The following is a 24763-nucleotide window of genomic DNA, read 5'->3' on the forward strand; positions in this document are numbered from 1 at the left end:
CGATGCGGGTCGCCACCGTCGGACTAGCCCGCCGCCGGCCCCGGGTTGATGGGCACCGCCGCGATGGTGCGGTCGACCACCTCGGAGAGTTGCTGGATCGGCGTCGGGCCCGATCCCGACGGCAACGTGAGCGCCACATACACCGGCCGGTCCACGGTGTACCAGGTCGACCTGCCCGCGTCACCGGCGGATTGCTGTTCGGGGCGCACCGCGAACCACTGCACGCGGTCGACGACCTGAATCGGAGATCCCACGACGAACTCGGCTGGCCGGTCGAGTCCGCAGCGCAGCACGACCGGCTCGCCGTCCGGGCCGGCCCGCCACGCGGCGGCCCCATGGGGCGCCGGTTGGGCGACGGGCGCGCGCTGATAGTCGCCGAGCCGCTGCGGCAGCGCCCCGGCCAATGCCCGGCAGGCGGGGCTGTCGGCCTGCGGCGCCGGCGCGGCGGGCACGGCGACCGGTTGCGGCGGCGCCTCACGATTCGCCGCGATCACCAGGATCACGCCGATCGCCACGACGGCCACCGCGACCGCCGCAATGATCGCCGCGGGCGGTGGCCCCGTGTCGACGGCGGGGCCGGTATCGGGGTCGGTCGTCACCGCCGCGCACCTCCTATCTCTGGCACAGCGGTGCAGGGTTCTACACTGGCGCGGGCCGCTCGCGCGGGCAGTAAATTAACTTACCGCAGGTCGGCGACCCGTCAGAGGCCCACGCAGGGGACGACAGCGCCGGAGGAGGTGGCGTGCGCGACGACGCATCGGAACCCACACTGCAGCAGCTCGGGGAGTTCGCCGTCATCGATCGTTTGGTGCGCGGCCGCCGGCAGCCGGCCGCGGTGGCCGTCGGGCCGGGCGACGACGCGGCGGTGGTACAAGCCAGGGACGGCCGCATCGCTGTGTCGACCGACATGCTCGTGCAGGATCGGCATTTTCGGCTGGACTGGTCGACCCCCCGTGACGTCGGCCGCAAGGCCATCGCCCAGAACGCCGCGGACATCGAGGCGATGGGAGCGCGGCCGACGGCCTTCGTGGTCGCGTTCGGCGCGCCCGGTGACACTCGGGCGGCCGACGTCGACGGACTGGTCGGCGGCATGTGGGACGAGGCGCAGCGTATCGGCGCGGGCATCGCCGGCGGCGATCTCGTCAGCTGCCCGCAATGGGTGATCTCCGTGACGGTGCTGGGTGACCTCGATGGCCGCGCGCCGGTGCTGCGGTCCGGGGCGAAAGCGGGCTCGGTGATCGCGGTCGCCGGTGAACTCGGCCGTTCGGCGGCTGGACTTTCGTTATTGGGCAAGGGGATCGAGGGATTCGATCCGCTGCGCCATCGACATCTGGTTCCCCAGCCGCCCTACGGGCAGGGCGTGGCGGCGGCCGCCGGAGGAGCGCAAGCGATGATCGATGTCTCCGACGGCCTGGTCGCCGACCTGCGGCACGTCGCCGAGGCGTCGGAGGTGGCGATGGACTTGTCCACGGCGGCACTGACCGCCGACCACGACTCGCTGACCGCTGCGGCCGCCGCCGCGGGCGCCGACCCATGGTCGTGGGTGCTCGGCGGCGGCGAAGACCACGCCCTGGTGGCCTGTTTCGCCGGCCCCGCGCCCGCCGGATGGCGGATCATCGGACGGGTTCTCGAGGGGAAGGCCGAAGTCCTTGTCGACGGGCAACAGTGGACCGGCTACGCCGGCTGGCAGTCATATGACCGTTAGGGTGGCGCGATGAGCCTTGATGCTTCGAAAGGACCGGTGACGACGGCGCGGCCGCTGAGCGAACTCGTCGAGCAGGGTTGGGCGACCGCGCTGCAACCGGTGGCCGATCAGGTCGCCGCGATGGGCCAATTCTTGCGGGCCGAGATCGCGGCCGGGCGCAGGTACTTACCGGCCGGGCCGAATGTGTTGCGCGCGTTCACCTTTCCCTTCGACAGCGTCCGGGTGTTGATCGTCGGGCAAGACCCGTACCCGACGCCGGGGCACGCGGTGGGCCTGAGTTTTTCGGTGGCCCCGGACGTGCGCCCGTTGCCACGCAGCCTGGCCAACATCTTCGACGAGTACGCCGCCGACCTCGGGCATCCGCAGCCCTCGTCCGGCGACCTGACGCCGTGGGCCGAGCGGGGGGTGATGCTGCTGAACAGGGTGCTCACCGTGCGCCCGAGCAACCCCGCCTCGCACCGGGGGAAGGGCTGGGAGGCGGTGACCGAATGCGCGATCCGTGCGCTGGCGGCGCGCTCGCAGCCGATGGTGGCGATCCTCTGGGGCCGCGACGCCTCGACGCTGAAACCGATTCTGGCCGAGGACAATTGTGTGGCGATCGAGTCGCCACACCCGTCGCCGCTGTCGGCATCTCGGGGATTCTTCGGGTCGCGTCCGTTCAGCCGCGCCAACGAACTGCTCACGGGCATGGGCGCCGATCCCATCGATTGGCGACTGCCTTGACCGAGATGAGGGCTTTGCGGGCGCACCACCGGGGCGGCCCGGAGCAGCTGGTGGTCGAGCCGGCGCCCGTGCCGGCCCCGGCCGCGGGCGAAGTCTTGCTGGCCGTCCACGCCGCCGCCATCACGTTCGATGAGCTGACGTGGGACGAGACCTGGACCCGAGACGGTGTCAGCCGCACGCCGGTGATCCCGTCGCACGAAGTCTCGGGCGTCGTCCGCGAGGCCGCCGCGGGCGTGACGGACTTCGCGCCCGGGGACGAGGTCTACGGCCTGGTCCCGTTCGACCGCGACGGCGCCGCAGCCGAATTCGTCTGCGTCCCCGCGGCCGACCTGGCCGCCAAGCCGTCGACGGTGTCGCAGGTCGTCGCCGCCGCGCTGCCGCTGGCCGGCCTGACCGCCCTGCAGGCGTTGGTCGACCACGCGGGCGTGCGCCCGGGTGAGGCCGTGCTGGTGCACGGCGGCGCGGGTGGTGTGGGCGCCTTGACGGTTCAGCTCGCCGCGACGCTGGGCGCGCGCGTCACCGCGACCGTGCGCAGCGACGCCGGTGACCTCGTCCGTGGATTCGGTGCCGTCCGGGTGATCGACGTCCGCACCGAGACAGTCGAAGACGCCGTCTACGACGTCGTGATCGACACCGTCGGCGGTGAGACGCTGGACCGATCGTTTCCGGCGCTCCGCCCGGGTGGGCGGCTGGTCACCCTGTCGGCGCCGCCGCCGGCGGGCGTAGCCGATGAATACGGCGTCAGGGCAACCTTTTTCATCGTCACGCCGAATCGGGATCAGCTGGTCGAGCTAGCGGCGCTGGTTGACCGGGGACAATTGCGGGTGGAGATCGCCGAGACGTTCCCGCTCGAGCAGGGCCGCGAGGCTTTCGAGAGCGGCGGCCGCCCGGGCCGGCGGCCCGGCAAGACGGTCATCGTCGTTCGGGACTAGGGCCTTCTCGGCGATCACGCTGGCGTGACGCTCGGCGACGACCGTCACGCTGGGGTGACCCTTGGAAGCGGAAGGCGCCGTCAGCTCGGCGCCTGACACCATGAAGCTATGTACGACCTCGAAGACACCATTCGACAGCGGCATTCGACGCGGCTCTTCCTGCCCGACCCGGTACCGCGCCACCTGGTGCAGGAATCGCTGGAGCTGGCGATGCGCGCGCCGTCGAATTCGAACGTGCAGCCATGGCACCTGGTGTTCGTATCCGGTGCGGCCCGGGACCGGTTGGTCGCCGCCATGCTGGAAAAGGCGCGCGCCGAACCGCCCCGCGTCCCGCAACTGCCCGCCGCGTTCGCCCATTTCCGGAGTGACACCGGCGCACACGTTTACGGTTCGATGGGCATCGCCCGCCATGACAGCGAGGCCCGGCGCATCGCCGTCCTGCGCAACTGGGAGTTCTTCCGCGCACCGCTGGGCGGCATCGTGTGCATGCACCGCGACCTCGGTTACGCCGACAGCATGGGCGTCGGCATGTTCCTGCAGACGCTGCTGCTGGCGTTGACCGCACGCGGATTGGGCACCTGCGTGCAGGTGGCCATCGCCGGTTATCCCGACGTCGTGCGCGAGCAGCTCGATATCCCGCCGGAGATGAACATCCTGTGCGGCCTGTCGATCGGTTATTCCGATCCCGATTTTCCCGCCAACAACCTGCACATCGGGCGAGACCCCGTGGACCGGCACGCCGTGTTCCTCGACGAGTGACTTACGAGCTCTCGAAGTTGACGTCCTTGGTGACGGCTTTCCACTGTTCGATCGACGACGACAGCGCGGCGATCTTGTCGCGCATGGCCTTGAGTACGTCGCGGCCCAGCAGCAGCCGCAGCGGTGGCTCGTCGAGCGTGGTCACCATCAGCACCGCGTCGGCAACCTTTTTGGGGTCACCAGGGAGATGATCGGCGAACTGCTTGATCAAGTCCTTGCGGGCCGCCACGTCGACGTAATCGGCTATCGGGGTGCCCGACTCCTTCATCGACCGCGTCGCCCAGTCGGTGCGGAAGGCGCCCGGCTCGATGGCGGTCACCTTGATCCCGAGCGGCCGCACCTCGGTGGCCAGCGCCTCGGTGATCGCTTCGAGCGCGAATTTCGTCGACGAGTAATACGCGTTGGGCGGGTTGGCGACCAGACCGGTCATCGACGACATGTTGATGATGTGCCCGGATCCGCGGGTCCGCATGCCCGGCAGCACCGCCTTGATCATGTTGACCGCACCGAAGTAGTTGACCTCGAACAGCTTTCGAACCTCGGCGTCCTCGCCCTCCTCCACTGCGGACAGGTAGCCATGACCGGCGTTGTTGACCAGGACGTCGATGCCGCCGAACGCCGCATCGGCCGCCGACACCGCCGCCGCGATCTGGTCGGCGTCGGTCACGTCGAGCGCGACGGCCAGCGCCCGGTCGCCGAACTCGTCGACGAAGTCGCGTATCGAGTCGGTCCGCCGCGCGGTCACCACCGCGCTGTGGCCCGCTTCCAGTGCGGCGCGCGCGATTTCGCGCCCGAAGCCGGTGGAGCATCCGGTGATCAGCCAGCGCGACATCGCTAGATCGGCCCTTCCGGTAGTCGGCGCAGATACGCGGTTCGCCGAGCCGCGAGTTGGGCGGCCCGTTGCTGCGAGCCCACCCGCGGCAAGTGCGGCACCTCGGCGTCGAGCCGGTCCAGCTTGACCACCCGCCCGCGGGCGCCGAGGTCTTCGCGGGGACCCGCCTCACCGAATTCCGCCATGCGCAGGGTCAAGATCCCCTCGCGCAGGCCGTCGGAGTCGATCCAGTTGGCCGCCCCGGGATCGGCCGGCGCGATCACGTAGGTGTAGCTGCCGTCCTCGTTGGCGACCGATTGCGCCTTGTTGAGGCTGCCGGTGCGGTCGAGGATGTCCAGCGTGGTGCCCCAGATGTTGCTCAGCGGCACCGTGAAGTATTCGGCGCCACCGTCGTTGAGGTCCACCACGAACGCCTCGTCGGGTGCGAGATCGAAACGCCCCATGACGTAGACCTGGTTGCGCATCGCGCCGACCTTGTCGGCCGACCACGCCAGGTTGAAATGGTTGGCCGGCATTTTGTACACGCCGTGGCTGAGCTTGCCGGTGAAGTTGGCGAAGTAGTCCATCATCGCCGCGGTGGCCTCGGCCTGCTCGTCGAGCGTGCGTGCCGGTGTCGCGGGCGGCCCCCCGAGCCGTTGCACCTCAAGATGATTGGGGTCGTCGCGGCTCCAGTCCAGCAGCACGTCGCGGATGTAGAACTCGTGTGCCGCGGGTGTGGTCCGCACGTGGTTGGGCCGCCCGCCGGCGGGGTCGGCGTCCACGGTGATGGTGAAGCTTCCGTCGGAGTCGACCTGCATTGTCCGGCCGTTGAGCACGTCGACGGTGCCCATGTTCGCATCCCACAACGTGAAGTAGTTCTCGGTCATCCGGTGTTCGCCCACCCGGCCGTGGATTTCGTAGCGTTCGTCACCGGAGATCGGGATCACCCGGTACACGCTGTCCGGATTGTCGATGCCCCAACGTGACCCGGGGATGGGCCGGCCGTCGACGGGATGCGCCAGCCGGGTGATGCAGCTGACCTTCGGCCTCAGCTTGTCCTGATTGGACGACCACACCGCCGCCGAGAACATCACCTCGGCGAACGCGTCGTCGAACCGCTCCCGCATCGCGTCGGACGCCTTGGCGCGGCCCAGCCAGGTATCGGCCACCGTCCGATAGGCGGCCTTGACGGTCGGGTGCTCGATCAGGTCAAGGGCGGCCAGTTCCTGTTCGTGCTGGGATGTCGTCGCGACGGGGTCGTCATGCATGCGCTGTTCCTCCGATGTACTGCTCAAAACGCTTGGCACACAACGCGATCAGAACTTCAAATGCTGGCTGACGTCGCCGACCTGATCGATGAACATGGTGCGGCTGTCGAACCGCCAGGCGCCGTCCACCCGCGCAAACGTGTCCTTGTAGTGCCCGGTCACGATCACCTGCAGCGGCAGGTCGGGGGTGGCCTGCGTGACGCAGTAGTAGGAAGTGCTGCGGGCGGTCCCTTCGGCCTCGTCGATGTGCAGCTGCACGTTGGTCGTGTTGTGCTTGGTCTTCGGGGTGCCGTCGGAGTAGATGCGCGTGGCCATCTCATACATCTCGCGCACCCGGGCGGCCCCGGCGAACACCGTCTCCGGTGGACCGTCCTCCACGCCGCAGATGCGGCCGTGTTCGAACAGCCGGGCCACTCCGTCCAGGTCGCCGCGGTCGAGAAGCTCGGCGTAGGTGTAGATGAGGTTGGTGATTTCGGTTGCGCTGTCACTCATGTGGAACCACCTTTGGACCCATCTCCTCCGCTTCCGCGAACAATGGTGGCAGAACCGGTCCAATTTACATAGAACCGACCATTACTCTTGATCGCCGTGACGTTACCTTGGACGCCGAGCCGACTCGGCAATCTGACCGGCAAGCGAATCGTCGTGACCGGAGCGACCAACGGGGTCGGGCTGGGCACCGCACGTGCCCTGGCCAAAGCCGGCGCGCACGTGATCCTGGCGGTGCGCAACATCGAACTGGGCGAGCAACGCGCTGCCGAGATGGGTGGCTCGACGTCGGTGGCCAGGGTCGACCTCGCCGACCTGTCGTCGGTGCGCGCCTTCGCGAAGTCGGTCGACGACGACATCGACATCCTGGTCAACAACGCCGGCGCGCTGACCGAGCGCCGCACCGACACGGTCGACGGATTCGAGATGACGCTGGGCACCAACCTGCTCGGGCCGTTCGCCCTGACCAACCTGCTGCTGCCCAAGGTGCGCACGCAGATCATCAACGTCGGCTCCGACGCACACCGGTCGGCGACGCTGCGTATGGACGACCTGCACCTGCGCCGGCACAAGTGGACCCGGCTGGGCGCCTACGCGCAGTCCAAGCTCGCGGTCATGCTGTGGGGCTTGGAGCTGGACCGCCGGTTGCGCGCCGCCGGGTCGCCGATCGTCACCCAGCTCACCCACCCGGGCTGGGTGGCCTCGAACCTGTCGCAGCTCGGCGACTCGCCGGTGCTGGCGGCGGCCCACAAAGTGGTCAAGGTGGTGGCCGACCGGCTGGCCAACGACATCGACGAGGGGGCGGCACCCACGCTGTACTGCATCAGCGAACCGGTGCCCCCGGGCAGCTACGTCGGGGTCAGCGGCAGGTTCGGCCTGCGCGGCGGGCCGGTGCTGATCGGACGGTCACCGGTCGCCTGCGACTATGACACGGCCGCTCGCCTGGTGGCCTTCGCCGAAGAACAAACCGGCACGAAGCTGGAGGTATAGCCATGGGTGAACTCGACAACAAGGTCGCCGTTATCACCGGTGCGGCGCGCGGCCAGGGTCGCAGTCACGCCGTCGCCCTGGCCGAACAGGGCGCCGACATCATCGCGGTGGACATCTGCGCCGACATCGACGCGATTCCCTACCCGCTGGGGACCAAATCGGATCTCGACGAGACCGCGCGGCTGGTCGAAGCCGCGGGCCGCAAGGTGGTGCCCGTCGTCGCCGACGTCCGCGACCTGCCCCAACTGGAGGCCGCGGTGCAAAGCGGAATCGACGAGCTAGGGGAGGTGGACATCGTCATCGCCAACGCCGGGGTGGTGGCGATCGGTGACCCGGAAGCCCATTCCGAACCGGTGTTCACCTCGATCGTGGACACCAACCTCAAGGGGGTGTGGCACACGTTGTTGGCGACGGTCCCGTCGATCATCCGCAAGGGCCAGGGGGGGTCGATCGTCCTGGTCAGCTCGTCGCAGGGGCTGACCGGCCGGGGCGGCGACGGCAGTGCGGCGATGTTCGCCTACGCCGCGTCCAAGCACGGGGTGGTCGGGTTGATGCGGTCAGCGGCCAACGCCTATGCGCAACACAAGATTCGGGTCAACTCTGTCCACCCGAGCGGCGTCATGACGCCGATGATCCTCAACGACTTCGTCGTCAACCGGATGCTGGAGAACCCGAACCCGGCCGTCTCCCAGATGCTGCTGCCCGACGTGCCGTTGGTCGAGCCGCAGGACGTGACGGAAGCGGTGCTGTGGCTGGTCGGTCCCCGTGCCCGCTACGTGACGGGCGTGTCGATACCCGTGGACGCCGGGCACATCGTGATGTAGCGGCGGACTAGCCCCGGACGACCTTGCCGGCCTTGATGCAGGACGTGCAGACGTTCAGGCGCTGCTTGTTGCCGCCCGGCCGGGTGACGACGTGCACGGTCTGAACGTTGGGGTCCCACCGACGGCTGGTGCGGCGGTGGGAGTGCGACACCGACTTACCGAAGCCGGGGCCTTTCCCGCAGATGTCGCACACAGCGGCCATGGTTCAAGCTCCTCAAATCTCGGGGGTCCGGCTCGGCGGTCTGACACGCGGCCGGGACAGCCCGGGCTGACCGGGCCCAACCAGGATAGGCGATTGTCCTGGCAACCACCAAAACGATCGACGCCGCTGTCGCCCCGTCTGGCTAGGCTCAATGGGTCGGATCGCCCCGCCGGCGGGTGGTGGTCACGGGCAGCCGTCGCCCGGGCCGCCGAGCTACGCTGGCGCCCACCGGGAGCTGGGTGTGGAGGAGGTGGGTAACACTGGGAGCGTCGGAGCGTCTGCTGGACGCCATCACCTTGCGGGACTGGGCGCACACCGCCGTCAGCGACCTGATCACCCACATCGATGAGATCAACCGGCTCAATGTCTTTCCGGTTGCCGATTCCGACACCGGCGCGAACATGCTGTTCACCATGCGCTCGGCGCTGGCCGAGGCCAACGCGGGCGTCAATTCCGAGGGCGGCTCGGCCTGCGTCGCCCGGACGGCCGCGGCGATGTCGGCCGGTGCGCTGAACGGCGCCCGCGGCAATTCCGGCGTGATCTTGTCCCAAATCCTGCGGGGCATCGCCGACGTCACCGCCCTCGCGGCCACCGATTCCGGCGGTGAGCTGCCCCACATGGACGCGGCCATCCTCGAGGCGTCGTTGCGCCGCGGCGTGGACCTGGTCATCACCTCGATGGGCGGGGACGAGATCCCGGGGACCATCGTCTCGGTGCTGCGGGCCGCGGCCGACGCCGTCGGGGAGTGCGCCCAGGCCGGGGAAGGGCTCGCCGCGGCGATCATCGCCGCCGGCGATGCGGCGGTCGTCGCGCTGGAGAAGACGCCCGAACAGCTCGACGTGCTCGCCGACGCCGGTGCCGTGGACGCCGGCGGGCGGGGCCTGCTGGTCCTACTGGACGCCCTGCGCACCACCGTCACCGGCCAGGCGCCCGCCCGAACGGTGTACGAGCTCTCGCCGCCGGCACCGCAACCGGACGGCGCCGCCGAGCGGCCGGCACCGCAGTTCGAGGTGATGTACCGGCTGGACGGATGCGATCCGTCCGCGGCCGACGCGCTGCGCGACCGGCTCGGGGAGCTGGGGGACTCCGTGGGCATCGCCGCCGCGCCGTCGTCGGCCGATTGCACGTACTCGGTGCACGTGCACACCGACGACGCCGGCGCCGCGGTCGAGGCGGGGCTGGCGGCTGGGCGGCTGAGTCGCATCGTGATTTCTGCGTTGAGCTCCGGCGGCACGGGGCTGCCGGCCGGTGGCTGGACACGGGAACGCGCCGTGCTGGCGGTGGTCGACGGCGATGGCGCCGCCGAGCTGTTCGGCGGCGAAGGTGCCTGTGTGCTGCAGCGCGATCCGGCCGCCAACGAACCCAACATCAGCGCCCACCAGCTGATGCGGGCGGTGGTCGACACCGCTGCTGCGCAGGTGATGGTGCTGCCCAACGGCTACGTGCCCGCCGAGGAGCTGGTGGCCGGGTGCACCGCGGCCATCGGGTGGGGTATCGACGTGGTGCCGATCCCGACGGGGTCGATGGTGCAGGGGCTGGCCGCGCTGGCCGTGCACGAAACCGACCGGCAGGCGGTGGACGACGGCTACACGATGGCCCGTGCCGCCGGTGCCGCCCGGCACGCATCGGTGCGCATCGCGACCGAGAGCGCGTTGACGTGGGCGGGCCGCTGCCAGCCGGGCGACGGCCTGGGGATCGCCGGGGACGAGGTGTTGATCGTGGCCGCCGACGCGGTCGCGGCTGCCATCGGCCTGCTCGACCTGCTGTTGGCCTCCGGCGGCGACCTGGTGACGGTGCTGGTCGGCGCCGACATCGACACGCAAGAGAACGCGGCGGCCGTGGGCGACGTCCTGGAAAAGCACATGCACGACCACCACCCGGGAACCGAACTCGTCACCTACCGCACCGGCCATCGCGGTGATGCGCTCTTGATCGGGGTCGAGTAGCCGTGGCGTCGCTGGGCGACCGGCTGGACTTCGTGGTGGGCGCCAAGGCCGCCGACCAGCTCGACGAGGAATTGGGCATCCGGACCGTCGACGATCTGCTGCGCCACTATCCGCGCAGCTACACCGAGGGCGCCACCCGCTGGGGCTCCGACGATCAACGCCCGCCGGCCGGCGAGCACATCACGATCGTCGACACGATCACCGAAACCAAGACGTGGCCGATGAAGAAGACCCCGAAGAAGCTGTGCCACCGCATCACCCTCGGCGCCGGCCGCAACAAGGTGACCGCGACGTTCTTCAACGCGAACTATTTGAAGAAGGACCTGACCGAAGGCGCCAAGGTGATGCTCTCCGGGGAGGTCGGATTCTTCAACAACGTCATGCAGCTGACGCACCCGGCGTTCCTCATCCTCGACTCCCCGGACGGCAAGAACCGCGGCACCAGCTCCCTGAAGAACATCGCCATCGCCTCGCAAGCCACCACCGGCGAGGTGCAGATGGCGGCCTTCGAGCGAGCCTTCTTTCCGATTTATCCGGCCACCACGAAGTTGCAGAGCTGGGACATATTCAGGTGCGTGCGCCAAGTGCTCGACGTCCTGGATCCGGTGGACGACCCGCTGCCCGCCGACCTGCGCGGCCGTTACGGCCTGGTCTCCGAAGACCTCGCGTTGCGCGACATCCACTTGGCCGAAGACGAGGCGGCACGGAGGCGGGCGCGGGAGCGCCTGACCTTCGACGAAGCCGTCGGGCTGCAGTGGGCGCTGGTCGCCCGGCGGCACAGCGAGTTGTCGGAATCCGGGCCCCCGGCGCCGCCGCGCCCCGACGGTCTGGCCGCGGAACTGCTGCGGCGGTTGCCATTTGAGCTGACCGCGGGGCAGCGCGAGGTGCTCGACGTGTTCGGGCAAGAGCTGTCGGCAACCCGGCCGATGAACCGCCTGCTCCAAGGTGAGGTCGGTTCGGGCAAGACCATCATCGCGGTGCTGGCGATGCTGCAGCTGGTGGATGCCGGTTATCAGTGTGCGCTGCTTGCGCCCACGGAAGTCCTTGCCGCCCAACACCTGCGGTCGATCAATGACGTGCTCGGCCCGTTGGCGATGGCGGGCCAGCTCGGCGGCGCGGACAACGCGACCCGGGTCGGCCTGCTCACCGGTTCGATGACGGCGGCGCAGAAGAAGCAAGTCCGTGACGAAGTGGCAAGCGGTCAGGTCGGGATCGTCGTCGGCACGCATGCGCTGTTGCAGGACGCGGTGGAATTCCACAACCTGGGCATGGTGGTGGTCGACGAGCAACACCGGTTCGGTGTCGAACAGCGAGACCAGTTGCGCGCCAAGGCCCGTCCCGGCGTCACCCCCCACCTGCTGGTGATGACGGCGACACCGATACCGCGCACGGTCGCGTTGACCGTCTACGGCGATCTGGAAACCTCGACGCTGCGCGAGCTTCCGCGCGGACGCCAGCCGATCACCAGCAACGTCATCTTCGTCAAGGACAAGCCCGCGTGGCTCGAGCGGGCCTGGCGGCGTGTCATCGAAGAGGTCGCCGCCGGGCGCCAGGCCTACGTGGTGGCGCCGCGGATCGACGAGACCGACGACGCGGAGAAGCAGGAGCAGAACGTCAGACCGTCGGCAACCGCCGAGGGTCTCTACGCCCGGCTGCGTTCCGGCGAGCTGGCCGATGTGCGTCTGGCGCTGATGCACGGGCGGTTGTCCGCCGACGAGAAGGACGCCGCGATGGCAGCCTTCCGGGCCGGTGAGATCGATGTGCTGGTATGCACCACCGTCATCGAGGTGGGTGTGGATGTTCCCAATGCCACGGTGATGCTGGTGATGGACGCCGACCGCTTCGGGATCAGCCAGCTGCATCAACTGCGCGGCCGCATCGGCCGCGGCCAGCATCCCAGCCTGTGCCTGCTCGCCAGCTGGGTTTCGCCGGAGTCACCGGCGGGCCGGCGGCTTTCCGCCGTTGCCGCCACCTTGGACGGGTTCGCGCTCGCCGACCTGGACCTCAAGGAGCGTCGGGAGGGAGACGTCTTGGGCCGCAACCAGTCCGGTCGAGCGATCAATCTGCGCTTGCTCTCGTTGGCCGACCATCGCGACGTCATCGAGGCCGCGCGCGACTTCTGCGTGCGGGCCTACGCCGATGATCCGGCCAGCCCCGAATTGGCTTTGCTGGCAGCGCCTTTCGTGAACACTGACCGGATCGAATACCTGGACAAGTCGTGACCGCCGGCGACGATGCAGTGGGGGCACCTCCCACTTGTGGGGGACGGCGCCGGTGAATCGCAAGGTGCTGCTGTGGTTGTCCGCGGTCGCGGCGCTCGCGCTGCTGATCGCCTACCAGACGGTCGGATCCTCGACCGCCAGGCATGCCGCCGAGTACGCGGCTCGCGCCGACGTTCCCACCGTGCAACCCGGCACCGACGTGCTCGCGGGCATCGCGGTGCTGCCGCTGCGCGCACACCGGTACGACTATCGCAGGGCGGCCTTCGGCGACGCGTGGGACGACGACAACGACGCCCCGCTGGGGCACAACGGCTGCGACACCCGCGACGACATCCTCAACCGCGACCTCGTCGACAAGACCTATGTGTCGACCAAACGGTGTCCGGACGCGGTGGCCACCGGCACCCTGCACGACCCGTATACCAACACCACGATCGCGTTCCAGCGCGGCGCCAAGGTCGGCGAGGCGGTGCAGATCGACCACATCGTCCCGCTCGCCTACGCCTGGGACATGGGCGCCTATGCCTGGCCGGCGGGCGAGCGGCTGCGGTTCGCCAACGATCCGGCCAACCTCCTGGCCGTCCAAGGACAGGCCAATCAGGACAAGGGCGACGCGCCGCCGGCGCTGTGGATGCCGCCGAATGCCGCGTTCGCCTGTCAGTACGCCATGCAGTTCATCGCCGTGCTGCGCGGCTATTCGTTACCGGTGGACCAGCCGTCGACTCCGATATTGCGTCAGGCGGCGGCCACCTGCCCGGCGGGCTAGGTCAGGTGCCGTCGTAGGTGTTCGGGTCCGGGCGCAGCCGGGTGCCGTCGTTGAGCCCGTTGATGGCGTCCATGTGCTCGGCGGCCAACTCGAAGTCGAACACGTCGAGGTTCCCGGCGATGTGCTCGGGATTGGCGGAGCGGAAGACGACCGCGTTGCCCAGCTGCAGGTTCCACCGCAGCAGCACCTGCGCAGGCGTCTTGCCGTACTCGCCGGCAACGGAAGTCACCGTCGGGTTGTCGTTCAACTTGCCGAGCGCCAGCGGCGTGTAGGCCTGGGTAACCACGTTGTGTTCGGCGTTGGTTTTGCGCAGCGCTTCCTGGTTGAGCAGCGGGTGCAACTCGACCTGGTTGACCACCGGGGTCACAAAGCTCAGGTCGATGACGTCCGTCACGTGTATGTCGGTGAAGTTCGAGACGCCGATCGAACGCGCGAGCCCGTCCCCGCGGCACTGGATCAGCCCGCCGAAGGAATTCACATATTCGCCTCGTGCCGGGACCGGCCAGTGGATCAGGTACAGGTCGAGATAATCCAGGCCCAGCCGCTCCAGGCTCTCCTTGCAGGCCTCCATGGAGCGCAGGAACCCGTGGTCGGCGGTGGCGAGTTTGGTGGTGACGAACAGTTCGGCGCGCGGAATCCCGGAGGACGCAATCGCGCGGCCGACGGCCGCTTCGTTGCCGTAGGCCGAGGCGGTGTCGATCAGCCGGCAGCCCATCTCCAGCGCCGCGGAGACCGCGCGCTCGGTCTCGTCCTCCGACAAATCCGCGACGCCAAGGCCAAGGACGGGCATCGTGTTTTCGTCATTAAGAGCTATCGAGGGCACGGCAACGCCCGACTCGCCAGCCAATGTATTCACCTGCCTATGAAATTAAACGTTCGTGGACCAAACCGGATGTCGTCATCGAGCGAGGAGATCGACGCCATTCCATCGGCGCGATATTACCGGGCTGCAAAATACCACCTCGTCAAACGCCGGGGCGGGGCGCGCAGTGTTATCGGACCCTGGTCTGCATTTCGCATAATCGTGACCACGTAGTGTTGGTCACACGGCGCACCGGAACCGGCAAGTGCCCTGTCGGCCGCGCAGCGCGCCCGGCACCAAGGGCACTCACCGGTGGCCGCCGGGGCCGGAGGGCTCCGAGACGACGGCGGGCAGCGTCGAGCGTTACGACGTTTTATTCGAGGGAGTACCCATGACCAAGAGCGTGCCCGCGCCGGACCTGCACCTCGGCGTGAAGCACACGCCCATGCGCCTGACCAGTCGCATGCAGGGCGCGGTTTCCACGATCGGGGTCAAGGTCATTCCGTGGATCCCGACCCCCGCCAAGCGCGCGCTGTTCGGTGGCCGCTCGGTGACCATCGACGGCAACACACTGGACCCCACGCTTCAGCTGATGCTCTCCGGTCTGCGCGCCGTCGGCATCGACGGCCTGGTCGTCGACGACGATCCGGGCGCGTCCCGCGCTCAGATGCGCCAGCTGTCGCTGGAGCTTCCCGGGCCGCAGATCCACGTCGACGTCCAGGAGCTGTCGCTGCCCGGGCCGGCCGGCGAGATCCCGGCGCGTCACTACCGTCCCGCCAACGGCGCGTCCGCGCCCGTACTGGTCTTCTACCACGGCGGCGGATGGTCGATCGGCGACTTGGACTCCTACGACGCGCTGTGCCGGTTGACGTGCCGTGACGCCGGCATCCACGTGCTGTCGATCGACTACCGCCTGGCTCCCGAGCACCCGGCGCCGGCCGCGGTCGAGGACGCGTACGCCGCCTTCAGGTGGGCGTACGACCACGCCGGGGAACTCGGCGCCGCGCCCGGGCGGGTCGCGGTCGGCGGCGACAGTGCGGGCGGCAACCTGGCCGCCGTCGTGTGCCAACGGGCGCGCGACGAGGGTGACCCCGCCCCCGTGCTGCAGTGGCTGATTTACCCCCGGACCGACTTCACCGCGCAGACCCGTTCGATGGGCCTGTTCGCCCGCGGGTTCCTGCTGACCAAGCGCGACATCGATTGGTTCGAGTCGCAATACCTCAGGCGTTCGGGCATCGACCGGGCGGACCCGCAGGTCTCGCCGCTGCTGGCCGAGTCGCTGGCCGGGCTGGCGCCCGCGCTGATCGCCGTCGCCGGGTTCGACCCATTGCGCGACGAAGGCGAGAGCTACGCGGCGGCCCTGCAGGCCGCCGGGACCGCGGTCGATCTGCGGTGCATGGGGTCGCTGACGCACGGCTTCGCCAATCTGTTCCAGCTCGGCGGCGGCAGCGCCGCCGCGACCACCGAGTTGATTTCCGCGCTGCGCGCCCACATGAGCCGGGTCTGACCTGTTGCGCGGTCGCCGCCGGTAATCTAGAGGCGCCCACGAACGAGTGACGTCCACCACCGAACGACAACCCGAGCACCGAAGGATCACGGAAACTGTGGCCGACAAATCCAAACGCCCCCCGCGCTTTGACATGAAGGCCGCCGACGGTAAATCGGGCCGACTCCTCCAGATCGGCGGGACCGCGGTCGTCGTCATCTTCCTCGTCGCGCTGGTCTCCTACATCGTGGTCACGCACCACAAGAAGACCGCGGCCATCGGCGCGGGCGACACCGTGCGGGTGACATCGAGCAAGCTGGTCACCCAGCCCGGTACGAGCAACCCCAAGGCCGTGGTCACTTTCTACGAGGACTTCCTCTGCCCGGCCTGCGGCAACTTCGAGCGCACCTTCGGCCCGACGGTCTCCAGGCTGATCGACGTCGGCGCTATTGCGGCCGACTACTCCATGGTGTCGATCCTCGACAACTCCAGGAACCAGAACTACTCGTCGCGCGCGGGCGCCGCGGCCCTGTGCGTGGCCGACGAGTCCCTTGACGCGTTCCGCCGATTCCACACCGCGCTGTTCACTACCGACCTGCAGCCCAGCGAACGCGGCACCAGCTTTCCCGACAACGCCCGGTTGATCGAACTCGCGCGCGAGGCCGGCGTCGTGGGCAAGGTGCCCGACTGCATCAACAGCGGCAAGTACATCGCCAAGGTCACGGGTGAGGCGGCGGCCGCGAAGATCAACGCCACGCCGACCATCAAGATCAACGGCGACGATTACGACCCGTCCACGCCCGATGCGCTGGTCGCCAAGATCAAGAGCATCGTGGGCGACGTGCCGGGCATCGACGGCGCCGCGACCCCCCCGGCCACGTGACCACCCCGGTGTCAGCCCAAACCGCCGGCCTGACACCGGAATCGGGTCCCGAAGCGCGCGTGCCCTTGCCGAGCGCGTGGTGGGTGCTGATCGCCGGTGTGATCGGCTTGGTGGCCTCCGCGACGCTGACCGTGGAGAAGATCGACCTCCTGCTCAACCCGGCGTACGTGCCGTCGTGCAACTTCAACCCGATCCTGTCGTGCGGTTCGGTGATGGTCACGCCGCAGGCGTCGGTGCTGGGATTCCCCAACCCGCTGCTCGGCCTGGGGGCGTTCACCGTTGTGGTCGTCACCGGGCTGCTCGCGGTGACCAAAGTGGCGTTGCCGCAATGGTATTGGATCGGCCTGATGATCGGGCTGCTGATCGGGGCCGTGTTCGTGCACTGGCTGATCTACGAGAGCCTGTACAGCATCGGCGCGTTGTGCCCGTACTGCATGGTGGTCTGGGCGGCCACCATGACGCTGCTCGTGGTCGTCGCCTCGATCGTGTTCTCCCCGGCGCTGCAACGCCGGGGACGCGGTGTGGCGTGGGTGCTGTACCAGTGGCGGTGGTCCATTGCCGCGCTGTGGTTCACCGCGGTGTTTCTGCTGATCATGGCGCGGTTCTGGGACTATTGGTCGACGCTGCTGTAAGTGGTGGCAGGTGACCCGGATCATCGGCGGCGTGGCAGGCGGCCGGCGCATCGCCGTCCCGCCGCGAGGGACCAGGCCGACCACCGATCGGGTGCGTGAGTCGCTCTTCAACATCTTGACTGTGCGGCGCGACCTGAACGGCGTCGCGGTGCTCGACCTCTATGCCGGCTCCGGCGCACTGGGATTGGAGGCGCTGTCGCGTGGGGCGGCCTCGGCGCTGTTCGTGGAATCGGATCAGCGCAGCGCTTCCGTCATCGCACGCAACATCGACGCGCTCGGTCTTCCCGGCGCGGCGGTGCGCCGCGGCGCGGTCGCGACCGTCTTGGCGACCGGAACCCAGAGCCCGGTCGACCTCGTGCTGGCCGACCCGCCCTACGACGTCGAGGCCGCCGACGTGGAAGCCGCGCTGGCCGCTTTGGACACCCACGGCTGGACGCAGGCCGGAACCGTGGCGGTGGTGGAGCGGGCGGCGTTCGGCGCGGAGCTGACCTGGCCGCGCGGCTGGTCCGTCTGGCCGCCGCGCGTGTACGGCGACACCCGTTTGGAGATGGCCGAACGACTGTGAGGCGGGCGTGTACCGTCTGTCGTCATGTGCGCCGCTCTCCCCCGCAAGCGGGAGGGGGTACCTCCCACGTGCGGGGGCGTACCTCCGTCTCATCTCTGTGTTCCGCATCGTCGCCGGCGCGCGTCATGAGTGGCGCGGTATGCCCGGGGTCGTTTGATCCAGTGACGTTGGGCCACATCGACGTCTTCGAGCGGGCGGCGGCTCAGTTCGACGAGGTGGTGGTGGCGATCCTGACCAATCCCGCCAAGAAGGGCATGTTCGAACTCGACGAGCGGATCGCGATGATCAACGAGTCGACGACACATCTGCCCAACCTGCGCGTCGAGGCCGGCCAGGGCCTGGTGGTGGACTTCGTCAGGTCGCAGGGGATGACCGCGATCGTGAAGGGCCTGCGCACCGGCACCGACTTCGAATACGAGCTGCAGATGGCGCAGATGAACAAGCACATCGCCGGCGTCGACACGTTTTTCGTCGCGACGACGCCGCGGTATTCGTTCGTGTCGTCGTCCTTGGCCAAAGAGGTTGCGCTGTTGGGCGGCGACGTCTCGGAACTTCTGCCCGAACCGGTCAATCGCCGCCTGCGCGAGAAGCTCGCCGGCCGGTCCTAAATCCTCACTCGCTCAAGAGTTTTCACGCCATTAGCTAGTGGCACTCGTGATCGTGGTCGTGCCCACCGTCGGGGGAGCCGCCCATCATCCGTGCCATCGGAACTCCGCCCGTGGTGACGAACCGGACCACCAGAATGGCCGCGACGGCAAGGAAGGCGATGTTGAGCCAGGTCGTGTAGTTCCACGAAATCGTCGCTTCCATGACCGTGGCGTTGCGCTGCTTGGGAATGAGACTCGCTGCGCCGAAAATCAATTCGACCAGATAGCCCGCGGTGACCATGGCGGCGTAGAACGTGCCCAGCAGCGTCAGCATCATCTTCGTGCCGTAGTACTTGCGGTAGATGTTGAGGATCGGCAGGATCAGCAGGTCGGCGTAAATGAACGCGATGACACCGCCGAAACTGATGCCCCCGTTCCACAGCACCGCGGCCAGCGGGACATTGCCGATCGAGCAGACGAAGGACACGATCGCCACGATTGGTCCGACGATCGGACCCCATATCGTCGACCAGCCCGGATGGTCGGTCAAAAAGAAGACCTGCCAAAACTTTTCGGGTACCCACGCCGCGATGGCCCCCGCGATCAACAAGCCCAGGACGAGGTCGCGCAGGATCGCCAGCCACTCCATCACGAACACGTGGGCAACGGACGTGAAGCCCTCCCTGGAAAAGAGGCGCTGAGCGAACGAGCCCTGCTTCTTGATGGACATGTCCATGGCCGCATGGCCTTCCATCGAGCCGGCGATTCCGCGGTCGGCCTGCTCACGGGCGGCATCGACAAGCCGAGAGCGCACGAACAACCGGAACAACACGGCGAGCACCACGATCATCAGCGGGCCGCCGACGAATTCCGCGGCGGTGAACTGCCAGCCCATCAGCAGGGCCAAGATGATGCCCAGTTCCACCACCAGGTTGGTGGAGCCGATCTCGAATGCCATGGCGGCGGTGAAGCTGGCCCCCTTGCGGAAGAGCGATCGGGCCAACGCCACCGCGGCGTACGAGCACGACGACGACGCCGCACCGAGGCCGGCGGCCAGCGCCAGGGTGCGCGGCCGGTCGTCGCCCAGCAGCGCCACGATGGTCGAGCGCCGCACCACCGCCTGCACCACCGCCGACAGGGCAAACCCCAAGATCAGCGCCCACAGGATTTCCCACGTCATCGATCCCGCCACCGCCAGGGCGTGTCCGACCGCTGCTAGCACGAGTTCCAATCCTTCCCCTCGATGGGCTGGGCCCCCAAACCTATACCCCCTAGGGGTATAGGTCAAGCGCCTGGAGCCTCCGCGATCCCTAGAATGGCCGCAACAGGTGCAGCCAACCTTGGCGGCGCGGACGGGCGTTTCGATGCATTTCACCGATGACGGCGAGGCCGAAGCCGGTTTTTGGCGGCGTTTCGCGTCGTTGTCGCGGTCAAATGTCCGACACACCGACCTCGCCACCGCTGTCACAAAGGCAACACCAGGCACACTAGTAACAACAGGGTTTTTGCAGACGCCAGGAGGACATGGCCGTGTACAGAGTCTTTGAAGCGCTCGACGAACTGAGCGCCATCGTTGAAGAAGCACGCGGCGTTCCGATGACGGCCGGCTGCGTGGTGCCGCGCGGTGACGTGCTGGAACTGATCGACGACATCAAGGATGCGATCCCCGGCGAGCTGGATGACGCCCAGGACGTGCTCGACGCGCGCGATTCGATGCTGCAGGACGCCAAGTCGCACGCCGACTCCATGGTCTCCTCGGCGACCACCGAGTCGGAGTCGATGCTCAACCACGCCCGCGCGGAGGCCGACCGGCTGTTGTCCGACGCAAAAGCGCAGGCCGACCGCATGGTGAGCGAGGCCCGCCAGCACAGCGAGCGGATGGTCGGCGAGGCCCGCGAGGAGTCGATGCGCATCGCCACGGCGGCCAAACGCGAGTACGAGGCCAGCGTCGGCCGCGCGCAGGCCGAGGCCGACCGGCTGCTTGAGAACGGCAACATCTCCTACGAGAAGGCCGTGCAAGAGGGCATCAAGGAGCAGCAGCGCCTGGTATCGCAGAACAGCGTGGTGGAGGCGGCAAACGCCGAGGCCACCCGGCTGATCGACTCGGCGCACGCCGAGGCCGACCGGCTGCGCGGTGAATGCGACATCTACGTCGACAACAAGCTCGCCGAGTTCGAGGAATTCCTCAACGGCACCCTGCGCTCGGTCGGGCGCGGTCGCCACCAACTCCGGACGGCGGCCGGTACGCACGACTACGCGGTGCGCTAGCGCGTCGACCGGGCGGCCGCGCCCTGGAATTATGCGGCCCGCGCCGTAGGATTTCTGATATGACGCGGCAGCACAGCACCACCTCGCGGCGCCATCTGAGCTCGCCGATGACGATTGACATCGCCCGGCTCGGGCGGCGCCCCGGCGCGATGGTGACCCTGCGGAAGACCGTGCCCACCCCGTCGCGCATCGGGCTCGACATGATCGCGATCGAGGCGGGCGCTCCGTTGGAACTCGACCTGCAAGTTCAGTCGGTCTCCGAGGGCGTATTGGTGACGGGGACGGTGGATGCGCCCACCGTGGGCGAATGCTCCCGTTGCCTGACCCCGGTCAAGGGCCACGTGCAGGTCCGGTTGACCGAACTGTTCGCCTACCCCGACAGCACGACCGAGGCGACCACCGAGGAAGACGAGGTCGGTCACATCGTCGACGACATCATCGACCTCGAGCAGTCGATCGTCGATGCCGTGGGACTGGAGCTGCCGTTCTCGCCCGTGTGCACGCCCGACTGCCCGGGTTTGTGCCCCGAATGCGGCGTTGCCCTCGCGGCCGAGCCAGACCATCACCACGACCGCATCGACCCGCGGTGGGCCAAGCTGGCGGGAATGTATCCCGAGGCCGACGCTGCGCGGGGTGAGCAGTGACGTCACGGCAAGACCTGCTCGATGCCCTCGGGGTCGAGCTGCCCGACGAGCTGCTCTCGCTGGCGTTGACGCACCGCAGCTACGCCTACGAGCACGGCGGGCTGCCGACCAACGAACGGCTGGAATTCCTCGGCGACGCCGTACTCGGCCTGACCATCACCGACGAGCTCTACCACCGGCATCCCGACCGTTCGGAAGGGGACCTCGCCAAGCTGCGGGCCAGCGTCGTCAACACCCAGGCGCTGGCCGACGTCGCGCGCAAGCTGTCCGCGGACGGCCTGGGCGTGCACCTCTACCTCGGGCGCGGGGAAGCCAACACCGGCGGCGCAGACAAGTCGAGCATCCTGGCCGACGGCATGGAATCGCTGCTGGGCGCCATCTACCTGCAGCACGGAATCGACACGGCCCGCGAGGTGATCCTGCGGTTGTTCGGCCCGCTGCTGGACGCCGCGCCGACCCTGGGCGCCGGGCTGGACTGGAAAACCAGCCTGCAGGAGCTGACCGCGGCGCGGGGCATGGGCGCGCCGTCCTACGTCGTCACCTCCACGGGCCCGGACCACGACAAGGAATTCACCGCCGTCGTCGTCGTGATGGACACCGAATACGGCTCCGGCGTGGGGCGCTCCAAGAAGGAAGCCGAGCAGAAGGCCGCGGCGGCCACCTGGAAAGCGCTGGAAGTGCTGGACACCGCCGGACAAACGTCCGTCTAGATGCCCGAGCTGCCCGAAGTCGAGGTGGTGCGCCGCGGCTTGCAGGCCCGCGTCGTGGGCAAAACCATCACGGCCGTGCGGGTGCACCATCCGCGCGCCGTGCGCCGTCACGGGGCCGGGCCCGCCGACCTCACCGCCCGGCTGCTCAATGCCCGGATCACCGGCACCGATCGGCGCGGCAAGTACCTGTGGCTGCTGCTCGACGGTCCGGGCCAGCCCGACACCGCGCTCGTGGTGCACCTCGGCATGAGCGGGCAGATGCTGCTGGGGGAAGTGCCGCGCGCCGACCACGTCCGCATCTCCGCGCTGCTCGACGACGGAACGGTGCTGAGCTTCGCCGACCAACGCACCTTCGGCGGATGGATGCTCGCCGATCTGGTGAGCGTGGACGGCAGCATCGTGCCGGTCCCCGTCGCGCACCTCGCCCGCGACCCGCTGGACCCGCTCTTCGACCGCGATGCTGTCGTTAATGTCTTGCGGCGCAAGCATTCCGAGATCAAGCGGCAGCTCCTCGACCAAACGGTGGTGTCGGGCATCGGCAACATCTATGCCGACGAGGCGCTTTGGCGGGCCAAGGTCAACGGCGCCCGGATCGCCGCCGGGTTGAGCCGCCGTCAGCTGGCCGCCGTCCTGGACGCCGCGGCCGACGTGATGCGCGACGCGCTCGCGCAAGGCGGGACGTCGTTCGACTCGCTGTATATCAACGTCAACGGCGAATCGGGCTATTTCGACCGGTCGCTGGACGCCTACGGCCGCGAGGGGCAGAACTGCCGGCGCTGTGGCGCCGTGATGCGCCGGGAGAAGTTCATGAACCGGTCGTCGTTCTTCTGCCCGAGATGTCAGCCGCGACCGCGAGTTTGACTGTGCGTCCAGGGTTTGCCAGCGTGCACCAACGCCGAGCGGGTCGAAGGCGGATCAATCGAAGATGTCCCGGCGCGCGGATCCCGCGGGCAAGGCCGGGTCGACAAACCACTCGCGGGGAAACAACAGGCCGAACGCCTGGGGTGGCAGTCGAAGTAGGACCCCGTACATGCGGGCGCCCACGCTGGACTCACCGATCTGCGAGCGGTGGGCGGCGAACGCGTCTCGCTTCTGGCGCGCGAATCCGAAGACGTCAATGCGGTGGGTGATGCTCGCCCGCGGCGCGTACGCGGTGCGCGCAACGTGCGGCTCGTAGGGCGCCGGCAGCCGCAGCAGACTGGCGAGATGGCCGATGCGCAAGAGCAATTCGCGCGGCATCGTCGCCTCCAGCACTCGCGGGGTCGCCGCGAGTTCGGCGGCCCGCTTGCCGACGTGATGCACCTGGACATGGTCCCGGTGGCCGTAGCCGCCGTTGGGCTGATAGCTGAGCAGGAGGTCCGCGTCTTCCTCGCTGAGTATTGCCGCGAGCCGCTGCGCCGCCTCCTCGACGTTTGCTCGCCCGAAGCGGACCCGTCCCGGCGGGTCCGGGTAGAACAGCGGGCCATAACCGCTATCGGCATAGCCGAGGCACTCAACCCGCCGCGCCCCCAAAATGTCTGCGCTCAAACGCAATTCGTCCAGCCGGAAATCGCTTTCCGCGTTGTGCACGCGCCCATCGGTCGCGGTGACGACGACCACGCGATGCCCGCCCGCCGCCGCCCGCGCGAGCGTGCCTCCGGTGAGGATCACCTCGTCGTCCGGATGTGCGTGGAATGCGACCACGGTGGCCATGAAACGCAGTATGCCCAGGGCGCGGTGAAAGCACGCCCGGTAAAAAGTAGGGCATGACCGAACTCTGGGTGGAGCGCACGGGATCGCGCCGTTACACCGGATACAGCTCGCGCGGTGCGCAGGTCCTCATCGGCTCGGAGGACGTCGAGGGCGTGTTCACCCCCGGCGAGCTGCTGAAGATCGCGCTCGGCGCGTGCAGCGGGATGTCCAGCGACCAGCCGCTCGCCCGCCGGCTCGGCGACGACTACAAAGCGGTGGTCAAGGTGTCCGGGGACGCCGACCGCGAACGCGAGGTCTATCCGCTGCTGGAAGAGACGCTCGAGCTCGACCTGTCTGGACTCTCCTCGGAGGAGAGGGAGCGGCTGCTGGTGGTGGTCGATCGGGCGATCGACCTGGTCTGCACCGTGGGGCGCACGCTGAAAGCCGGCACGCAGGTCAATTTCAAGGTCGCCGATGTCGGATCCTGAGGTCCGGCTCACCGCCTGGGTGCACGGCACGGTCCAGGGCGTCGGCTTTCGCTGGTGGACGCGCTGTCGGGCGCTCGAGTTGGGCCTGACCGGCTACGCGGCCAACCAGGCCGACGGCCGCGTCCTGGTGGTCGCTCAGGGTCCGCGGGAGGCCGGCGAGAAGCTGCTGGCCCTGCTGGAAGGTGGCGAGTCGTGGCCGCCCAGGCCGGGCCGCGTCGAGAAGGTCGTCGCCGACTGGTCGCAGCCGCGGGAACGTTACGAAGGCTTCGTCGAGCGCTGACGAACGTGATAGCGCCGGCGCTATCACGTTTCGGCTCCGGGATTCGCTTCCGTTCCCGTGACTGATGTGGTCACTGTGGCCAGTGCGTCGACTGTGTTCGGCGGCTGTAT

At 68.5% G+C, this 24763-nt stretch carries 28 protein-coding genes; 20 read left to right on the plus strand and 8 right to left on the minus strand.

Annotated features, from left to right (window positions below; translation table 11 throughout):
* Positions 1–23: 23 nt before the first annotated feature.
* Positions 24–599: a DUF3515 domain-containing protein gene (locus A5756_RS12370; protein WP_066952512.1), complete on the minus strand. Its 576-nt coding sequence runs from the start codon at positions 597–599 to the stop codon at positions 24–26.
* Between the two features lie 143 nt (positions 600–742).
* Here A5756_RS12370 and A5756_RS12375 point away from each other — a divergent pair, with 143 nt between their 5' ends.
* From A5756_RS12375 to A5756_RS12390, 4 genes are all read left to right on the plus strand, one after another.
* Positions 743–1705: a thiamine-phosphate kinase gene (locus tag A5756_RS12375; protein WP_066952514.1), complete on the plus strand. Its 963-nt coding sequence runs from the start codon at positions 743–745 to the stop codon at positions 1703–1705.
* Positions 1706–1714: 9 nt separating this feature from the next.
* Positions 1715–2428 carry a uracil-DNA glycosylase gene (locus A5756_RS12380; RefSeq protein WP_066952516.1) on the plus strand — a complete coding sequence of 238 codons (714 nt, stop codon included), beginning with the start codon at positions 1715–1717 and terminating at the stop codon, positions 2426–2428.
* 5 nt (positions 2429–2433) lie between these two features.
* On the plus strand, positions 2434–3360 hold the full coding sequence (locus A5756_RS12385) for an NADP-dependent oxidoreductase (protein WP_066952518.1): 927 nt from the start codon (positions 2434–2436) through the stop codon (positions 3358–3360).
* 108 nt (positions 3361–3468) lie between these two features.
* Positions 3469–4119: a nitroreductase gene (locus A5756_RS12390; RefSeq protein ID WP_066952521.1), complete on the plus strand. Its 651-nt coding sequence runs from the start codon at positions 3469–3471 to the stop codon at positions 4117–4119.
* A gap of 1 nt (position 4120) precedes the next feature.
* Here the strand turns inward: A5756_RS12390 and A5756_RS12395 are convergent, their stop codons facing one another.
* From A5756_RS12395 to A5756_RS12405, 3 genes are read right to left on the minus strand one after another with little or no spacing between them, the layout of a single operon-like run.
* Positions 4121–4951 carry an oxidoreductase gene (locus tag A5756_RS12395; RefSeq protein WP_066952524.1) on the minus strand — a complete coding sequence of 277 codons (831 nt, stop codon included), beginning with the start codon at positions 4949–4951 and terminating at the stop codon, positions 4121–4123.
* Between the two features lie 2 nt (positions 4952–4953).
* On the minus strand, positions 4954–6198 hold the full coding sequence (locus A5756_RS12400; RefSeq protein WP_066952526.1) for a DUF1214 domain-containing protein: 1245 nt from the start codon (positions 6196–6198) through the stop codon (positions 4954–4956).
* A gap of 48 nt (positions 6199–6246) precedes the next feature.
* A complete protein-coding gene (locus A5756_RS12405) occupies positions 6247–6690 on the minus strand; it encodes a nuclear transport factor 2 family protein (protein ID WP_066952528.1) in 444 nt (147 codons plus the stop codon).
* A 96-nt stretch (positions 6691–6786) separates the two neighbouring features.
* On the opposite strand from A5756_RS12405, the gene A5756_RS12410 reads away from it, so the two are divergent.
* On the plus strand, positions 6787–7677 hold the full coding sequence (locus tag A5756_RS12410; RefSeq protein WP_066952692.1) for an SDR family NAD(P)-dependent oxidoreductase: 891 nt from the start codon (positions 6787–6789) through the stop codon (positions 7675–7677).
* Positions 7678–7679: 2 nt separating this feature from the next.
* Positions 7680–8501 carry a mycofactocin-coupled SDR family oxidoreductase gene (locus A5756_RS12415; RefSeq protein ID WP_066952530.1) on the plus strand — a complete coding sequence of 274 codons (822 nt, stop codon included), beginning with the start codon at positions 7680–7682 and terminating at the stop codon, positions 8499–8501.
* A 7-nt stretch (positions 8502–8508) separates the two neighbouring features.
* Here A5756_RS12415 and rpmB read toward each other — a convergent pair whose 3' ends face one another.
* Positions 8509–8703: a 50S ribosomal protein L28 gene (gene rpmB / locus A5756_RS12420; protein ID WP_046185726.1), complete on the minus strand. Its 195-nt coding sequence runs from the start codon at positions 8701–8703 to the stop codon at positions 8509–8511.
* Between the two features lie 260 nt (positions 8704–8963).
* On the opposite strand from rpmB, the gene A5756_RS12425 reads away from it, so the two are divergent.
* The 3 genes from A5756_RS12425 to A5756_RS12435 are packed head-to-tail and all read left to right on the plus strand — an operon-like array spanning position 8964 to position 13637.
* Positions 8964–10649, plus strand: a complete 1686-nt coding sequence (locus A5756_RS12425; RefSeq protein ID WP_066952693.1) for a DAK2 domain-containing protein — start codon at positions 8964–8966, stop codon at positions 10647–10649.
* 2 nt (positions 10650–10651) lie between these two features.
* Positions 10652–12871 (plus strand): ATP-dependent DNA helicase RecG, encoded by a 2220-nt coding sequence (gene recG / locus A5756_RS12430; protein WP_066952532.1) that lies wholly within the window; start codon positions 10652–10654, stop codon positions 12869–12871.
* Between the two features lie 52 nt (positions 12872–12923).
* Positions 12924–13637 carry an HNH endonuclease family protein gene (locus tag A5756_RS12435; RefSeq protein ID WP_066952535.1) on the plus strand — a complete coding sequence of 238 codons (714 nt, stop codon included), beginning with the start codon at positions 12924–12926 and terminating at the stop codon, positions 13635–13637.
* Position 13638: 1 nt separating this feature from the next.
* Here the strand turns inward: A5756_RS12435 and A5756_RS12440 are convergent, their stop codons facing one another.
* A complete protein-coding gene (locus tag A5756_RS12440; protein WP_156659475.1) occupies positions 13639–14484 on the minus strand; it encodes an aldo/keto reductase in 846 nt (281 codons plus the stop codon).
* A 346-nt stretch (positions 14485–14830) separates the two neighbouring features.
* On the opposite strand from A5756_RS12440, the gene A5756_RS12445 reads away from it, so the two are divergent.
* From A5756_RS12445 to coaD, 5 genes are all read left to right on the plus strand, one after another.
* Positions 14831–15946 carry an alpha/beta hydrolase gene (locus A5756_RS12445; RefSeq protein ID WP_066952539.1) on the plus strand — a complete coding sequence of 372 codons (1116 nt, stop codon included), beginning with the start codon at positions 14831–14833 and terminating at the stop codon, positions 15944–15946.
* 97 nt (positions 15947–16043) lie between these two features.
* Positions 16044–16808 (plus strand): DsbA family protein, encoded by a 765-nt coding sequence (locus A5756_RS12450; protein ID WP_066952695.1) that lies wholly within the window; start codon positions 16044–16046, stop codon positions 16806–16808.
* A gap of 8 nt (positions 16809–16816) precedes the next feature.
* Complete coding sequence (locus A5756_RS12455; protein ID WP_197505511.1) at positions 16817–17440, plus strand: vitamin K epoxide reductase family protein; 624 nt, start codon at positions 16817–16819, stop codon at positions 17438–17440.
* A gap of 10 nt (positions 17441–17450) precedes the next feature.
* Entirely contained in the window at positions 17451–18005 is a 555-nt protein-coding gene (rsmD, locus tag A5756_RS12460; RefSeq protein WP_066952543.1) for a 16S rRNA (guanine(966)-N(2))-methyltransferase RsmD, read from the plus strand.
* Positions 18006–18130: 125 nt separating this feature from the next.
* Positions 18131–18613, plus strand: a complete 483-nt coding sequence (gene coaD / locus A5756_RS12465; protein WP_066952547.1) for a pantetheine-phosphate adenylyltransferase — start codon at positions 18131–18133, stop codon at positions 18611–18613.
* 34 nt (positions 18614–18647) lie between these two features.
* Here the strand turns inward: coaD and A5756_RS12470 are convergent, their stop codons facing one another.
* Entirely contained in the window at positions 18648–19823 is a 1176-nt protein-coding gene (locus A5756_RS12470; protein ID WP_082959191.1) for a permease, read from the minus strand.
* A gap of 299 nt (positions 19824–20122) precedes the next feature.
* Here A5756_RS12470 and sepIVA point away from each other — a divergent pair, with 299 nt between their 5' ends.
* Genes sepIVA through mutM form a run of 4 tightly spaced genes read left to right on the plus strand, consistent with a single transcriptional unit; the run spans position 20123 to position 23075 of the window.
* Positions 20123–20860, plus strand: a complete 738-nt coding sequence (gene sepIVA / locus A5756_RS12475; protein ID WP_066952700.1) for a cell division protein SepIVA — start codon at positions 20123–20125, stop codon at positions 20858–20860.
* Between the two features lie 59 nt (positions 20861–20919).
* Positions 20920–21504: a DUF177 domain-containing protein gene (locus tag A5756_RS12480; protein WP_197505512.1), complete on the plus strand. Its 585-nt coding sequence runs from the start codon at positions 20920–20922 to the stop codon at positions 21502–21504.
* Positions 21501–22214 carry a ribonuclease III gene (gene rnc / locus A5756_RS12485; protein ID WP_066952549.1) on the plus strand — a complete coding sequence of 238 codons (714 nt, stop codon included), beginning with the start codon at positions 21501–21503 and terminating at the stop codon, positions 22212–22214. The genes A5756_RS12480 and rnc overlap by 4 nt, the downstream gene beginning before the upstream one ends.
* Positions 22215–23075, plus strand: coding sequence for a DNA-formamidopyrimidine glycosylase (gene mutM, locus A5756_RS12490; protein WP_066952551.1), 861 nt, complete (start codon positions 22215–22217; stop codon positions 23073–23075).
* A 54-nt stretch (positions 23076–23129) separates the two neighbouring features.
* Here mutM and A5756_RS12495 read toward each other — a convergent pair whose 3' ends face one another.
* A complete protein-coding gene (locus A5756_RS12495) occupies positions 23130–23906 on the minus strand; it encodes a PIG-L deacetylase family protein (RefSeq protein WP_066952553.1) in 777 nt (258 codons plus the stop codon).
* Positions 23907–23959: 53 nt separating this feature from the next.
* On the opposite strand from A5756_RS12495, the gene A5756_RS12500 reads away from it, so the two are divergent.
* The gene (locus A5756_RS12500) at positions 23960–24373 is read left to right on the plus strand and encodes an OsmC family protein (RefSeq protein WP_066952555.1); all 414 of its coding nucleotides are present in this window, start codon (positions 23960–23962) and stop codon (positions 24371–24373) included.
* Positions 24360–24653 (plus strand): acylphosphatase, encoded by a 294-nt coding sequence (locus A5756_RS12505; protein WP_066952557.1) that lies wholly within the window; start codon positions 24360–24362, stop codon positions 24651–24653. Before A5756_RS12500 ends, A5756_RS12505 begins: the two co-directional genes overlap by 14 nt.
* Positions 24654–24763 lie beyond the last annotated feature (110 nt).

The sequence above is a fragment of the Mycobacterium sp. 852002-53434_SCH5985345 genome (assembly GCF_001667155.1).
In the GTDB taxonomy this organism is placed as follows: domain Bacteria; phylum Actinomycetota; class Actinomycetes; order Mycobacteriales; family Mycobacteriaceae; genus Mycobacterium.